This is a genomic window from Streptosporangium sp. NPDC049046, assembly GCF_040649155.1.
In the GTDB taxonomy this organism is placed as follows: Bacteria; Actinomycetota; Actinomycetes; order Streptosporangiales; family Streptosporangiaceae; genus Streptosporangium.
Window position 1 is genome coordinate 155,680 of record NZ_JBEZEZ010000014.1, and the last position, 14,816, is coordinate 170,495.

At 71.7% G+C, this 14,816-nt stretch carries 13 protein-coding genes; 5 read left to right on the forward strand and 8 right to left on the reverse strand.

The features are described 5' to 3' along the window. Window positions 1–78 precede the first annotated feature (78 nt). Complete coding sequence (locus AB0B96_RS21425; protein ID WP_362901067.1) at window positions 79–1,002, reverse strand: FAD binding domain-containing protein; 924 nt, start codon at window positions 1,000–1,002, stop codon at window positions 79–81. Between the two features lie 106 nt (window positions 1,003–1,108). After that, window positions 1,109–3,622, reverse strand: coding sequence for a molybdopterin-dependent oxidoreductase (locus tag AB0B96_RS21430; RefSeq protein WP_362901069.1), 2,514 nt, complete (start codon window positions 3,620–3,622; stop codon window positions 1,109–1,111). Between the two features lie 92 nt (window positions 3,623–3,714). Here AB0B96_RS21430 and AB0B96_RS21435 point away from each other — a divergent pair, with 92 nt between their 5' ends. Then, the gene (locus tag AB0B96_RS21435; protein WP_362901071.1) at window positions 3,715–4,257 is read left to right on the forward strand and encodes a TetR/AcrR family transcriptional regulator; all 543 of its coding nucleotides are present in this window, start codon (window positions 3,715–3,717) and stop codon (window positions 4,255–4,257) included. Window positions 4,258–4,274: 17 nt separating this feature from the next. On the opposite strand, the gene AB0B96_RS21440 is transcribed toward AB0B96_RS21435, so the two are convergent. The 3 genes from AB0B96_RS21440 to AB0B96_RS21450 all read right to left on the reverse strand — a co-directional run bounded on the left by AB0B96_RS21440 (window position 4,275) and on the right by AB0B96_RS21450 (window position 7,273). Continuing rightward, on the reverse strand, window positions 4,275–5,798 hold the full coding sequence (locus tag AB0B96_RS21440; protein WP_362901073.1) for an SDR family oxidoreductase: 1,524 nt from the start codon (window positions 5,796–5,798) through the stop codon (window positions 4,275–4,277). A 165-nt stretch (window positions 5,799–5,963) separates the two neighbouring features. Next, window positions 5,964–6,908: a helix-turn-helix transcriptional regulator gene (locus AB0B96_RS21445; protein ID WP_362901075.1), complete on the reverse strand. Its 945-nt coding sequence runs from the start codon at window positions 6,906–6,908 to the stop codon at window positions 5,964–5,966. 128 nt (window positions 6,909–7,036) lie between these two features. Then, window positions 7,037–7,273 carry a DUF397 domain-containing protein gene (locus tag AB0B96_RS21450; protein ID WP_362901077.1) on the reverse strand — a complete coding sequence of 79 codons (237 nt, stop codon included), beginning with the start codon at window positions 7,271–7,273 and terminating at the stop codon, window positions 7,037–7,039. Between the two features lie 229 nt (window positions 7,274–7,502). Between AB0B96_RS21450 and AB0B96_RS21455 the strand changes: the two genes are divergently transcribed. The 3 genes from AB0B96_RS21455 to AB0B96_RS21465 all read left to right on the forward strand — a co-directional run bounded on the left by AB0B96_RS21455 (window position 7,503) and on the right by AB0B96_RS21465 (window position 9,889). Further along, on the forward strand, window positions 7,503–8,006 hold the full coding sequence (locus tag AB0B96_RS21455; RefSeq protein ID WP_350946382.1) for an ATP-binding protein: 504 nt from the start codon (window positions 7,503–7,505) through the stop codon (window positions 8,004–8,006). A gap of 140 nt (window positions 8,007–8,146) precedes the next feature. Continuing rightward, entirely contained in the window at window positions 8,147–8,962 is an 816-nt protein-coding gene (locus AB0B96_RS21460; RefSeq protein WP_362901079.1) for an SAM-dependent methyltransferase, read from the forward strand. A 108-nt stretch (window positions 8,963–9,070) separates the two neighbouring features. Next, window positions 9,071–9,889, forward strand: a complete 819-nt coding sequence (locus AB0B96_RS21465) for an SAM-dependent methyltransferase (RefSeq protein ID WP_350946238.1) — start codon at window positions 9,071–9,073, stop codon at window positions 9,887–9,889. A 56-nt stretch (window positions 9,890–9,945) separates the two neighbouring features. Here AB0B96_RS21465 and AB0B96_RS21470 read toward each other — a convergent pair whose 3' ends face one another. Continuing rightward, complete coding sequence (locus tag AB0B96_RS21470; RefSeq protein WP_362901081.1) at window positions 9,946–11,586, reverse strand: ATP-dependent DNA helicase RecQ; 1,641 nt, start codon at window positions 11,584–11,586, stop codon at window positions 9,946–9,948. Window positions 11,587–12,008: 422 nt separating this feature from the next. Next, a complete protein-coding gene (locus tag AB0B96_RS21475) occupies window positions 12,009–12,647 on the reverse strand; it encodes a fasciclin domain-containing protein (RefSeq protein WP_350946240.1) in 639 nt (212 codons plus the stop codon). Between the two features lie 213 nt (window positions 12,648–12,860). Between AB0B96_RS21475 and AB0B96_RS21480 the strand changes: the two genes are divergently transcribed. Next, complete coding sequence (locus AB0B96_RS21480) at window positions 12,861–13,322, forward strand: PPOX class F420-dependent oxidoreductase (RefSeq protein ID WP_350946241.1); 462 nt, start codon at window positions 12,861–12,863, stop codon at window positions 13,320–13,322. Between the two features lie 138 nt (window positions 13,323–13,460). Here AB0B96_RS21480 and AB0B96_RS21485 read toward each other — a convergent pair whose 3' ends face one another. Beyond that, on the reverse strand, window positions 13,461–14,684 hold the full coding sequence (locus AB0B96_RS21485) for an NAD(P)/FAD-dependent oxidoreductase (protein ID WP_362901084.1): 1,224 nt from the start codon (window positions 14,682–14,684) through the stop codon (window positions 13,461–13,463). Window positions 14,685–14,816: the final 132 nt, after the last annotated feature.

Genomic DNA, 14,816 nt, shown 5'->3' on the forward strand with positions numbered 1-14,816 from the left:
TCGTCGAGCGTACGGGATGACGCGTCCCCACCGGCGCCCCCGCCGTGACCGGACGGCACGGCGGGGGGCGCCGGGTGGTCAGCGGGTCTCGCCGGTTCCGCTCGCGCGTTCCAGCACCTCCAGGACGGTCCCGGCGAGCAGCGCGATCTTGTAGTGGTTGCGGGCCGCCGGAGCGCACCGGGCGGCCGCCAGCCCGGCCGCCCGGTCGAGGGGCTCGCCCGCCAGGAGTGCCTCCTCGACCTCGGGCAGGCGTACGGGGACGCGGGCGACACCTCCCACGGCCACCCTGGCGAAGGTGATCCTCCCGTCGTCGACGCCCAGCCGCGCCGCGGCCTCCACCAGCGGCCACTCGGCCTCGGACCTGCCGATCGCGCGGTGGTAGGCGGCCCGCTCCCCGGGCACGGGCGGCGGCAGGACGACGGAGGTGAGGATCTCCCCCGGGTCCAGCAGATGGTCCCGGGAGGGGTCCGAACCGTCTCCGTACAGGTCGGCGACGGGGAACGGCTCCCTGCCGTGCGTCTCGGCGGAGGCGTCGCAGGCGAGCAGGGCCACCGCCAGCGACGACGGGTGCGGCGCGACGCACGGGCCGCTGTCGAGGATCGCGGCGTTCGGGGAGAGCCCGGCGCGGGCCGGGCAGTGGTCGCCGCCGTTCTGGTGGCAGGAGAAGGCCGGGTTGCGGAAGTACGCGCAGCGGTTGCGCTGCAACAGGTTGCCCCCGACGGTGGCCACCTCGCGGATCTGGGGTGTGGCCAGACCCGCCGCCGTCAGCGCCAGGCAGGGGTGTGTGGCGCCGAGGCGCGCGTCGCGGGCCACCCGCGCGACCGTGGTGAGCGCGCCGATCCTGACGGAGCCGTCCGGCTGCCAGGTGACGCCGGACAGATCGGGCAGGCCGCGCAGGTCCACGTGCGGTCCGGCCGCGCGGCGGCCCATCAGGTCGGTGCCTCCGGCGCGGAACTCGCCCCCGCGCCGTACGGCCTCGCCGAGGTCGGTGAGTACGGTCATCGAACACCTTCCAGTGTGAGGCGGGGGGTGTGCTCCGGTGAGAGGGCCGTCGGCCGTCCCCTCCCGGGGGCCGGGTACGGGTCCGGCCGCGTCCGCGCGGAGGGGGTCAACGGGTGATCCCTTCGAGGAGCCGGTCGGGACGGATGGGCAGGTCGTGAGGGCGCCAGCCGGTGGCGTTGTGGACGGCGTTGCCCACCGAGGCGGCCACGCCGACCGTGGAGATCTCTCCGACCCCGACGCCGTTGCCCTTGACGTGCTCCCACCCGTCGCGGTGGAAGTGCACAGTGATCTCGGGGGTGTCGCCGATGCCGGGGATGCGGTAGTCGTCGAGGTTCGCGGTCAGCACGTTTCCGGTGACCGGGTCGACCAGCCGCTCCTCGTACAGGGCGTAGCCGATGCCCTGCACGACACCGCCCTCGCACTGGCTGCGTGCCGGCCGCTCGGCGTAGATGTGACCCGCCGCGATCCCGGCCCACACCCGAAGCGGCCTGACGGTGCCGAGGCGGGTGTCGACCTCGACCTCGGTGACGTGGACGGAACCGCTGAACCCCCGGCCGATCGCCATGCCGCCCACCGGGAACGGGGTGACGTAGCCGCGCCGGTCGCGGCGGCGCCCGCCCACCACCCTGGCGCCGTCGGTCAGGCCCAGCTTGCGCAGGCGCCGCGCGGCGTCGCGCGCGGCGGGGGCCACCGAGGCCGTGGTGCGGCTGCCGATCGAGCCCGGCCCGTGCACGGTGCCCGTCCTGCCGACCTCGACGCGGACGCGCTCGGCGGGCAGTCCGAGTTCCTCGCACACGACGCCGGCGATGACGGTGCGGACGCCGGTCCCGATGTCCTGGGTCGCGGTCGAGGCCACGACCACGTCACCCTCGACACGCAGCTCCACCTCTGTGGCGGGGTCGAGCATGTAGAGCCAGTTGGCGGCGGCCACCCCGACGCCCCGGCGGAAACGCCCCGTCTGGGAGCCGGTACGCGGCCTGGACGTCCACTCGGGCAGGGCCGCGGCCAGGTCGTAGAGCGCGTGCCGTTTGCGGTTGCCGTCCCAGCGGCGCCGCAGCGCGATCGGGTCCTCGCCCCTGCGGTGGGCGGCCTCGTCCACCGCCTGCTCCAGCGCCCAGAGCATGGGCGGCGCCCCCGGCCCGCGGAACGGGGTGCCCGGCGACTCGTTGGTGACCACGTCGTAGTCGCGGAGCCTGCGGGGCGCGGTGCCGTACACGAGGCGGGCCATCAGCGCGACGGACGACCCGATGGCCACGCCGCCACGCCCGTGGACGTCCATGGTGAGGGCGGTGAGGTCGCCCCGGTCGTCGGTGAGCAGTTCGACGGTGGTGCGGGTGCCCGGACGGTTGCCCGCGTCGGTGAGCTCCTCGGCCCGGCTGAGCACCACGCGCACCGGCGCGCCATGGGCCCGGGCGAGCTCGACGGCCGCGATCGTCTCGACGGTGACGCCGACCTTGGCCCCGAAACCGCCGCCGACGTGGTCGGCGGCGATGTGGACCCGCTCGACCGGCAGGTCCCACCGCTTGGCGGCCTGCTCGGCGGTGATGACCACGGTCTGGGTGGACAGGTGCAGGTGCAGGTCGCCCTCGGCGTCCCAGCGGGCGACGCAGGCGTGCGGCTCCAGCGGGGTGTGGACCTGCACGGCGGTGGTGAACGTGCCGGTCACCAGGCGGGGGTCGGCGTCGCGCCTGGCGGCCTCGATCCGCTTGGCGGCGGTGCGCCCGCGCCAGCTCGCCCTGGTGAAGGGACCGCGCACGTTGCCGTTCCAGGCGCCGGGAAGTGCCAACCCCTCGCTGGAGCTGGGGACGTGCTTTCTGGACTCCTCGTCGTAGACGGGCGGGGCGTCCGGCGCGTCGTCGAGCGCGGCGGGCCTCGGCTCGTAGCCGATCCCGGCGGCCTCCGCGATCGCGAGCGCCTCGCGGCGGGTGGGGGCGGCGACGGCGGCGACGGGCTGGCCCGCGTAGCGGACGACGCGGTCGGGCGGCAGCAGGTCGACCACGTGGGCGGCGTCCACCGTGACCGAGGTGACGCGGGCGTGCGCCCTCGTGGAACGGATGACCACGCCTTCCAGCTGGCCTTCGAGGCGCACGTCGGTCGTGTAGCGAGCGCGGCCCGCGACCTTGTCCATCGCCTCCACCCTGGCGGGTGTCCCCGCGGCGCCGTCGTGCTCTCCCCGGCAGGCGGCAGCGATCGCGGCGTAGATGCCCTCGTACGCGCCACACCTGCACAGATGACCGGCGAGGGCCGCGGCGATCCGCTCGCGCGGTGGCGCGACGTCGCCGTGCTCGGCGCGCCAGGCGTCGACGAAGGCCGCGCCCTCGACCGCGAATCCGGGCGTGCAGTAACCGCACTGCAGGCCGTCGTGGACGGCGAGGGCCCGCTGGACGGGGTGGTCGAGCCCTTCGGCGGTGGTGATCTCGCGCTCCTCCAGCGCGGCCGACGGCAGCAGGCAGCTCGCCTGGGGCACGCCGTCCACCATGACCGTGCACGCGCCGCAGACCCCGGTGCGGCAGGCGGCCTTGGCGCCGGTGAGGCCGAGACCGTCGCGCAGGACGTCCACGGCGGCGTCGTCGGGGCCGGCCTCCACCGTGGTGGGCAGCCCGTTTACCGTTATCTTCATAACTCTCCAGTTGACGTCGTCAACATTATGTTGACAGTGTCAACCAGATACGTTGACGTTGTCAACACAGCCTGCCCGGAAAGGGGATCCACGTGGTGGACGGCACCAGGACCCGCCTGGTCGAGAGCGCGCTGAGACTGCTGCGCGAGGAGGGCCTCGACGCCGTGACGCTACGCGCCGTCGGCGACCTGGCAGGCCTGTCCCGTACGGCCCCCTACCGGCACTTCGCCGACAAGACCGCCCTGCTCGCGGCACTCGCCGTCCGGGTCATCACCGATCTCAGCGCGCACGTCGCCGCCGCGGTCCTGGCGGCCGAGACCCCCCGCGACCGGCTGCGGGCCTTCTACCTGAGCTACGTCGAGTACGCCGTCGCACACCCCGAGGAATACCGGCTGGTGTTCGCCTCGGAGTTCGTCGTCGGGCACCACCCGGATCTGGAGACGGCGATCGACCAGGTGATGACCGCGCTCGACATGGAGGGCCCGTGGGAGGGGCCGGTGCCCAAGGCCAGGGTGATGGCCCTGTTCTCGACCGCCCACGGTCTCGCTGAGCTGGCGGTGGCGGGACAGTTCTCCCACAAGGGGATCGGATACTCCGACGTCGTCGACGTCCTGGTGAACCCCGGCGAACGGTGACGAGCGGCCGCAGACGGTCAGAGAGGGACGGTGTCCCTCGGGCCGCCGTCATGGGGGGCACCGGCCGGGGAGGGGTGTACGGCGGACCGGCCGCCGCGCTCGGCGGCCCTCGCCACGTTGCGCAGCATCGGCCCGAAGACCAGGCTGTGGAAGGGCGCGACCGACCACCAGTAGAGGTGCCCGGCCAGGCCACGAGGATGGAAGATCGCCCGCTGGCCGTAGACGGTCTCCCCCCGGTACGTGAGCACCCGCATCTCCAGCCAGGCGAGGCCGGGCAGGCGCATCTCCGCGCGCAACCGCAGCAGGCGCCCCGGCTCGATCTCCTCGACCCGCCAGAAGTCGACGGAGTCGCCCACCCAGAGCCGCCGGGGATCGCGACGCCCTCTGCGCAGGCCCACGCCACCGACCAGCCGGTCGAGCAGACCGCGCAGGCTCCAGGCCAGGGGCAGGGAGTACCAGCCCACCTCGCCGCCGACGGACTCGATCACCGCCCACAGAGCCTCGGGTGAGGCGTCGACCCGACGGGCCCGCGCGTCGACGTACAGGCTGCCGCCCGCCCAGTCGGGGTCGGTGGGCAGCGGGTCACTCGGCGCCCCGGGGGTGGAGGCCGAGGACCAGCGGGTGACGACCTTGGCCTCCTTGACGCGCTGGAGGGCGAGTTCGACCGCCCGCCTCAGCCCGATCAGCCCGCCCGGCGGGTCCTCGACGTAGCGGGCGATGTCGTGCTCGCCGCAGACGGCCTCGTTGCGCAGCGACTCCACCAGCGGGCGGGCCAGGCTCGCCGGGACCGGGGTGACCAGCCCCACCCAGTGGCTGGAGAGGCCGGGGCTCAGCAGCGGGACCGGGATGATCAGCCTGCGGGGCAGGCCGGCGACCTCCGCGTAGACCCGCATCATGTCGGCGTAGGTGAGCACGTCCGGGCCGCCGATGTCGAAGGAGCGGTTCACCTCCTCCTCGACGGAGGCCCAGGCCACGAGGTAGCGCAGCACGTCGCGGATCGCGATGGGCTGCGTCCTGGTGCCCACCCACCGCGGCGTCGTCATCACGGGCAGCCGCTCGGTGAGGTGGCGCAGCATCTCGAAGGAGGCCGAGCCCGATCCGATGATGACCGCGGCCCGCAGCACCACCGCGGGCACCGAGGAGCGCAGGAAGATCTCCCCCACCTCGACGCGGGAGCGCATGTGCGGCGAGAGCCTCTCGTCCGGCGCGAGGCCCCCGAGATAGACGACCCGGCGAACCCCGGCGCGCTCGCACGCGGCGGCGAAGGTGGTGGCCGCCTCGCGGTCGGCGGCGGCGAAGTCACTCCCCCCGCCCATCGTGTGGATCAGGTAGTAGACCACATCGATGCCTTCCAGGGCCTTCGCCGCCTGCTCGGCGTCGGCCGCGTCGGCCTGGGCGACCTCGACCCGGGAGACCCACGGCTGGTCGCGCAGGCGGCCGGCCGACCTCACCATGCAGCGGACCTCGTGCCCCGCGTCCAGCAGTTCGGGAACGAGCCGCCCTCCGATGTATCCGGTCGCGCCGGTCACGAGACATCTCATGCGTACATTTTCGTACGGCGCCCCCCGGTGGTTGCGGCCGGACCCTTTCCTGTGCCGCGCACGGGCTCACCGTCCCCTTGGCCCGCCGTTTCCACGCAGCCGGGTTTCCCCGCCGACGTTTCCAGCCCGCCGTTGCCCCGCCGTCGTTCCGCGCCCGCTTCCGGCTCAGAGCCTCGCCTGGAACCCCTCTCGGATCTCCAGGAGGATCTCGCGGGTGCGCGTGGCCGGCTCGGCCTCGATGCACAGGCGCTCCATGACCTCCAGGTAGCTGTCGACGTCGTCGCGCTTCTCCAGGTAGACGGCGCTGGTGAGCTGCTCCATGTAGACGATGTCCGGCAGGTCGGGCTGGGAGAAGCGCAGGATGCTGAAGGGACCTCCGGCCGCAGCGTGGCCGCCGACGCTGAAGGGCACGATCTGGACGGTCACGTTGGGCAGTTCGAGCGCGCGCAGGATGTGGTCGATCTGCTCGCACATCGCCTCGGCCCCGCCGAGAGGGCGGCGCAGCACGGCCTCGTCCAGCACGGCCCACAGATGGGGCGGGTCCTGGCGGTGCAGCAGCCGCTGACGTGCCATGCGCAGTTTCACCCTGCGGTCCAGCTCCTCCGGGGAGGCCGAGGGGAAGCCCAGCCGGATGACGGCCCGCGCGTAGCCCTCGCTCTGCAGCAGGCCGGGAACGAACTGGACCTCGTAGTTGCGGATGCCGCTGGCCGACTCCTCCAGGCCCACGTACGTCTCGAACCAGGCGGGCAGCACGTCGTTGTAGTTGTGCCACCAGCCGGCGAGGTTGGCCTTCTCGACGAGGGAGAGGAACGGCTCACGATCGGCGTCGCTCGTCACCCCGTACAGGGTGAGCAGGTCGGACACGTCCCTGATCCGGAAGCTGACCCTGCCGAGCTCCATGCGACTGATCTTGGAGTGCGAGGCGCGGATGGAGTGCCCCGCCTCCTCCAGCGTGATGCCCCGCTGCTCGCGCAGGCGGCGGAGCTGTGCGCCCAGGACGATCCGCAGCACGGTGGAGCTGCCTCGCGGTGCGGCCATGGAGGTCGTGGGAGCCGTGGAGGCCGCAGAGGTGGGACCGACCGGCCGACCGTCGGCGTTTGGCATGATCATCTGCAGTCCTTCGGGCGCGGAACGCGATCCTGCGCCCACTCTTTGTGGCGATCGCGAGCCTTCACGGTACTCCGCTCGCCACGCTCAGACCATAGAAGATTTTATCTTTCAATCACAGTGGCGGATCTTCAATTGATCAGGTCGTCGAACTCCCCGCTCTTCACCCCTCGGACGAAGTCGTCGGCCTCGCGGCGGGTGTAGATCAGCGCGGGGCCTTCGGGGTCGCGGGAGTTGCGCATCGCGACCCTGCCGTCGGGCAGTTCCGCGAGTTCCACACAGTTGCCGCTGGGGTTGCTGAAGTGGCTCTTGCGCCATATGACACCGTCCATCAGGGCGGCCGACATGCCGTTGTACAGCTGGTTCATCCTCGCCTCTCACTGATTAGGGAGGGAAACAACACTCCGAGTGTAGGGCTTTTTGTGCAGATGCACGTGCATCTGTACTTGCCTATGCACATTACGGAAGGCAAGATGGCAGACGGATCAACCTCGCCACATGATCGTCCCCTCCTCAAGGTCGCCGATGACTGGTTACCGAAGACGCGAAGCCACACCCATCCGAGCTGAGATCGGAGGGTGGGAACGGTGGTTGTCGATGCTTAATCACCTGCTCCCCCCGAGCGGCCTGCCCCCCTGGGCCGGTAGGGAGGACCACGCCGGCCAGTTACAGATGGCCGTCCGCAGCCTCCGTTACGACTCGTGCGCGGCGCGGACCGCCCGCGAGTTCACCACCAAGGCGCTGCGGGCCTGGGAGCTGGAACCGCTGATCGACGACACCGGCATCGTGGTCTCCGAACTCGTGACCAACGCCGTACGCCACGGCACGCGAGGTGTCCCGCACGCCCGTTCCTTCCCCGAGGTCAGGGTGATCCTCTGCCACACCGAGCGCTCGGTGCTGTGCGCGGTCACCGACCCCAGCGACCAGGGCCCCTGTCTGCGCGAGCCCGACTACGAGGCGGAGAACGGCCGGGGACTCCAGTTGGTCGACGGTGTCAGCGAGACGTGGGGCTGGGCACCGCTGGAGAGCCGGGGCAAGGCGGTGTGGGCGGCCTTCGCCCTGCCCCCGGCAGGAGAACGCCACCTGGAAGCCTGCCACTGACGACGCGCGAGAGCCCGTCACCGAAGGTCGAGTGCCGGGAAAGTTACCCGAGTGGAAGGAGGCTCTGGCAGGAAACACCTCACCCCGTGGGCAGAAGGTCGATAATGTCCGCTGGAACCGCATGCCGGACGGAGGACACCATGGCGTCGTCGCAACCTGAGCGCCTCAGGTTCGATCCCACGATCCCGAACGCGGGCCGGATATCGGACTACTTCCTGGGCGGCAAGGACAACTTCGCCAGCGACCGGGCCGCCGCGCAGGTGGCGCTCTCCATCGCCCCCGAGCTCCCCGCCATGTCGCGGGAAGGGCGCAGATTCCTCGACCGCGTCGTGCGCTTCCTGGTCGAGGCCGGCATCCGTCAGTTCGTCGACATCGGCTGCGGCCTGCCGACCCAGGGCAGCGTGCACCAGATCCTGCGCGGCCTCGCACCCGAGGCGCGGGTCGTCTACGTCGACAACGATCCGATGGTCGTCGTCCACGCCCAGGCCCTCCTGAAGGAGGACAGCCCGGCCATCGTCGTCGAGGCGGACATGCGCGACCCCGAGCGGCTCCTCGCGCATCCCGGCCTCACCGGCCTGATCGATCTCGACGAGCCCGTGGCGCTCCTGCTCTTCTCGGTCCTGGCCGACCTTCCCGACGACGTCGAGGCGACGCAGGCCGTCGCCGCCCTGCAGAAGGCCGTCGCGCCGGGCAGCTACATGGCCCTCTCCCACGCGGTCTCCGATCTGTGCCCGGACAGGACCGCGCGGCTCGCCGCCCTCTTCCAGGACAGCGGGTCGATCACCGGTCCCCGCCGTGCGAACCTGCGCACCAAGGCCGAGGTCGAACTCTTCCTCGACGGGCTGAGGCCGGTCGAACCGGGCGTCGTCTACATTCCCGAATGGCGGCCGGAGGGCGCGATACCGCACCGGCCGGATTCCGTCTGGGTCGTCGGCGGAGTCGCACGAAAAGAATAGGCTTTTTTGGGAAACAATCGAGTTTTGCCTGCATTTGCTGCGCCTCGGCACCTGTTCACGCGACGCGCGATTCTCTAATGTCGCAGGCAACAGCGGAGGTGAAACCCGTTGAACGACACGTCCCGGCGGCCGGGGGTAGGCCTGGACACCAGCGTTCCCAACATCGCCAGAATGCACGACTACTTTCTCGGCGGGAAGGACAACTTCGCCGCCGACCGCGAGGCGGCCGAGGAGGTGCTCGCCGTCGCGCCCGAGATCAGGACCATGACGCACGAGGCCCAGGCGTTCCTGCGCCGGATGGTGCGATATCTCGTCGAGCGAGGCATGACCCAGTTCGTCGTCATCGGCTCCGGCCTGCCCAACCGCCGCAACGTCCACCAGGTGGCCCAGGAGATCGTCCCCGACACGCGCGTGGTCTACGTCTCCAACGACCCCGTGGTGCTCTCCCACGCCCGCGCCACGCTCGCCACCAACCCGTACACCACCGCCGTCGAGGGTGACGTCCTGCACCCCCGCGAGTTGCTCACCGACCCGGAACTGCTGCGCCTGGTCGACCTGGAGCTACCGGTGGCCGTCCTGATCCTGTCGGCCCTGCAGTTCATCCCCGACGAGGACGACCCGCACAAGAGCGTGGCCATCCTTCGCGACGCGGTGCCGGTCGGCAGCCACTTCGGCATCGGCCACGTCGTCTTCGACACGCGGCCGGAGGCCAAGGGCCCGCTGGTCGAGATATTCCAGCGGGTCCTCGGCCGCACCGAGGACGCCTCCCGGCGAAGCGATGAGGTGCTGCGCTTCTTCGACGGGCTGGAACTCGTCGATCCCGGCCTGGTCTACATCCGCCACTGGCACCCCGACAACCCGCTCACCGCGCAGGGCCGCGACAGGACGTGGACGATGGGCGGGGTGGCCCGCAAGGCCAAGGACTGACGAGGACCGGCGCGACCCGCGGATCCCTCCCACCGGCCGGCCTCCGGGAGGCGGACCTAACCCGCGACCAGGAGGTCGTCGCGCTCCACGGCCTCCAGCGAGAGGGTCTTGTAGCCGACCTCGTCGAACAGCACGGTGATCCGGTCGCTCTCCCTGCTCATCACCATCCCCGGCCCCCAGGCGCTGTGCCGCACCCTGGCGTGCATCGCGAAGGGCCCCTCGCCCGCGGCCTCCGGCTCCTGGGGCAGGCCTGCGCGGCAGGTGTCGCAGGCCTCGCAGCCGCGCTCGCGCGGCTCGCCGAAGTATTCGAGCAGGAAGCGGCGGCGGCAGCCCGTGGTCTCCGCGTACGCGCGCATCATGTCGATCCTGGAGTCGTCGATGCGACGCCGGGTGTCGTCCAGCTCGACGGCGCGGGCCGCGGCCGCCTCGGGCTCGGGACCGCCGGACACCCGGCGCAGGTCGCCCTCGCCGGTGACCTCGATCGCGTTCGCCCGCTCCAGGAGGTTGACCAGCCGGGTGAGCCGGGTGGCGCCGACGTCGAGCAGGGTCCGCATCTCGCCCGCGGGTACGGTGCCGCCGTGCTCGTGCACCAGCGTGGCGACCCGTAGCAGCAGTTCCTCGTCGGCGCGTCCCCCGACGAAGAACCTGCGCAGCCCGAGGTCCTCGGAACGGTAGAAGAGCACCGCGGCGGCGGGCCCGCCGTCCCGCCCGGCCCGGCCGATCTCCTGGTAGTAGGAGTCCGGCGACTCCGGCGGGGCGGCGTGCAGCACGAACCGCACGTCCGGCTTGTCGATGCCCATGCCGAACGCCGAGGTCGCGACCACGACGTCCAGCTCGTCGTCGCGGAACATCTCGTGGATCCTGTGCCGCTCGGCCGCCTTCATCCCCGCGTGGTACGCCTCGGCCCTGCGACCGGCCTCGCGCAGCGCGGTGGCGTACTCCTCGGCGGCGCGGCGGGTGGCGACGTAGACCAGCCCGAGTCCTGAGCGGGACGCCGCGTCCTCCACCAGCGCCCGCCTCATATCCTCCTGGGTGACGAAGCGGCGCACCTGTAGGTCGATGTTGGGCCGGTCGAAGCCCCGCACGATCTGGCGGACGTTCCTCAGCCCGAGGGCGGTGACGATCTCGTCGCGTACCGCAGGGGCGGCCGTGGCGGTCAACGCCACCACCGGCGGATGCCCCAGCTGCTCGATGACCTGGCCCAGCCTCAGGTAGTCGGGCCGGAAGTCGTGGCCCCACGCCGACACGCAGTGCGCCTCGTCCACGGCGATCAGCGAGGGACGCGCGGCGCGCAGCCGCTCGACCGTCTCCGGTTTCGCGAGTTGCTCGGGTGAGAGGAAGACGAACTCGGCCGCGCCCGCGCGTACGGCCTCCAGGGACGCCTCGCCACCGGACTGGGCGGAGTTGACCGCGACCGCCCCGCCCGCGTCGGCCTCGGCCAGCCCGGCGACCTGGTCACGCTGGAGGGCGATGAGCGGCGAGACGACGACGGTGGGCCCGTCGAGCAGCAGTGCCGGCACCTGGTAGACGGCCGACTTACCGCTGCCGGTGGGCATGACCACGAGGGCGTCGCCCCCGGCGAGCAGGTGACGCATGGCGTCGAGCTGCCCGGGGCGCAGGTCACGCCAGCCGAAGACCTCGCGGGCCACGGCGCGCAGCTTCCGCGCCCTCGGCCCGAACCTGTCCTTGATGCTCATGCCCTCCGCCTTCCCGCCGTGTGACGGCCAGGTACCCGCGGATCGGGGCACTAGTCGCGCGACGTCCCCTCGATCGAAGGAGGGCGCGGGACGGGTACGGGCGGGAAGCGGGAGACACCGATGAGGGGCGCCCCGTCGCGGACACCCCTCCTTCGGCCGGATCGCGGCCCGGCCTGTCAGGTCGCGGTTCGGCCCGCCGGGTCGCCCCGGGTCACCCCGGTCCGCCGTGTCAGGTCGCCACGCCTGCCGCGTCGCGGCTCGACCGACCTGTCGGGCCGCTGTCGGGTCACTGTGGGCCGGTCGCGGTTCGGGCCGCCGGGGCACAGCGGCTCGACCGGCCCGCCGGCATCGTGACGGCCGTCGCGATCGTCGTGACCGCGACGTCCGTCACGGCCGCCGCGTGTTCACCGCCTTCGCCGCGGTCACTTCGGCATGAGCACCGTGTCGACGAGGTAGACGACGGCGTTGGAGGTCTGGATGTTGCCGCAGAGGACCTTGGCGTCGTCGACGGTGAAGTCCTCACCGGAGCCCTTCACGGTCAGTGTCCCTCCCTGCATCGTGGTCAGCGTGCCTTGGGTCAGGTCCTCGGGGGTCTTCTTCCCCTCGACGACGTGGTGGGTCAGGACCTTGGTCAGCTCCGCCTTGTCGGACAGGAGCTTGTCGAGCTTCTCCTTCGGAATCTTGGCGAACGCCTCGTTGGTGGGGGCGAACACCGTGATGTCCTTGGCGGAGTTGAGCGTCTCGGTCAGGCCGGCCTGCTCGATCGCCTGGGCCAGCGTGGAGAGGGAGGGGTTGGAGGCGGCGGCGGTGGCGACCGGCTGTGAGGCCATCTCGCTGAGGCTGCCCTCGCCGCTGGCGGGCAGGGACGCGCACCCGGGGCCGAACGGCTCCGTCATCATGCCCGAGGGTTCGGGCGAGGCGCCCTCGGTGGGCATGGTCGAGTCTGTCGGGACCGGTGTGGGAGAGGTGATCCACCCGTGGGCGGCGACCGCCTGCGCGGCGGGGGCTGCGGTCAGGGCGAGTACGGTCAGGGCCGATGCCAGAAGAGACTTCTGCTTCACGGTTTTCTCCTTGGTTGGGCGGATGAGCCATCCGGGTCCGTCGGCGGGTTCCCGAGCCACTCATGTCCTGTATTGGAGATCAATTCCCTGAGATTTGAGGCTAAATGCCCCACTAGAGGACTCTTGACCACATATCTCCCGAGAGAGATAGCTATTTTCCATTCGACGGGGCGTTAATCAAGGCCCTCCGCATCCCCCCGTAGAGTGGGAATCATGAGCCCGAAGATCGCGACCAACGAGGTCGTCTCCCGCGACCGGCTGCTGGATTTCCTCCGTGACCGCCACCGCGCGCTGGTCATCACCGCGCGGCGCGACGGCAGGCCACAGGCGTCCCCGGTGACCTGCGGCGTCGACGCCGAGGGCCGCATCGTGGTGTCCACCTACCCCGAACGCGCCAAGACCTCCAACGCCCGCCGTGACCCGCGGGTGAGCGTCGTGGTCCTGTCGGACGACTTCGACGGCCCCTGGGTGCAGGTGGACGGCACGGCCGAGGTCCTCGACCTGCCGGAGGCCCTCGAACCGCTGGTCGACTACTACCGGTCCATCTCCGGTGAGCACCCCGACTGGGACGAGTATCGAGCGGCGATGACACGGCAGGGCAAGTCGCTGTTGCGCGTCACCCCGGAGCGCTGGGGCCCCATCGCCACCGGCGGCTTCCCCGCTCGGCTGGCCTGAGGGCCTGGCGCCCGGACAGGCCCTCAGGCCAGGCTGCACTGCCCGGCCGCGTCGCGGTCGATCGACTCAACCGGACAGGCCCTCAGGCCGGGCGGGCCCCTTGGACCGGTCTGTCGGCCAGGAGACGACCTCCAAGGATCACCCCAGGTCGGCCAGGACGGCCTCGGCCGCCCTGCGCCCCGAGACCAGGGCTCCCTGCTGCGAGCCGGTGTCGCGGTGGTCTCCGCACACATAGCGGCCCGGCGCGAAGCGCACGGGGCGCCGCAACGAGAACGGCGGCACCATCGCGGGCAGCGCCTCCTTGACGGCGTACGTCGCCAGATGGTCCCAGTTCGAGGTGTCCGTCCCGTAGATCTGTGAAAGCCGCGCCCTGACCCGGGGCTCGTCCGCGTCGGAGAGGACTCCCAGCACCGACGTGGAGACCAACGCCCGGCCCGGCGGCGCGTACGCGGGCGCGGCGTCGCTGATGACCAGGGTGTCGGTGATGTGGCCCTCCGCGTCGACGATCTGCGTGGGGTCGTCCATGGGCGAGCGGGAGGCCGCGTGGTAGAAGGTCGTCACCGAGCGCATCGCCGGAGTCTCCAGCCCCGGATAGAGTGCGGCGGCCATGGCGGGGTCGGTGGCCACCACCACCGCGCGGGCCTGGATCGTCTCGCCCCCGGCCGTCTCCACCCCCTCCTCGGTCACGGCGAGGACCGGGGTCTCCAGCGCGAGCGCCCCCGGAGGAAGGCGTCCGGCGAGCTGCCGGGTGATCTCTCCCATGCCGAGCGCGGGCACCCCGACCGTTCCCCGGGCGAAGGCGCGCCAGATGAGGTGGAAGAAACGGCTGGAGGTCTCCAGTTCCCGCTCCAGGACGACACCGGAAAGGAACGGGCGGATCAGTTTCTCGACCATCCTCGGTGAGACGCCCCAGTGCCGCAGTTCCTCGCGCGTGGTGCGTTCGCGCCCGTCGCGCAGCCGGCTCACCGGCAGCAGGAGGTCCCGTGCGGTCAGCGCCGCCAGGGCCGCCTTGTCGCGCGGAGAGCCCACGTCGGCGAGGAGCCCGCTGAGCGCCTGGCCCGGGTGGCGCCAGGGCAGCATGAACCGCTCCCGCCGCCCCCTCTCGAAGGAGATCAGGCCGGACGGGATCGGGCGCAGGTCCAGGGCTCCGATGTCGAGGACCCGCGCGGCCTCCGGGTAGGCGGTGTTGAAGACCTGGAAGCCGCGGTCCAGCCGGAAGCCGTCCACGACGTCGGTGCGCACCCGCCCGCCCGCCTCGTCCGCCGCCTCGACGACGCGGACCTCCACTCCCGCCGAACGCAGCCGCAGGGCGCATGCCAGACCGGCGAGACCCGCACCGACGATCACCACCGTGTCCGGCATGACGCACCCCCTCAAGGCGACGGCGGCACGAGACCTCAGGGGCCCGTGGAACCCCTAGGGTGAGGGAATCCGCCATCCTTGTCTTCGAGCGGCGGGTGCCGGGGGTTGCGCCCGCCGATCCGTTCGTCGTAC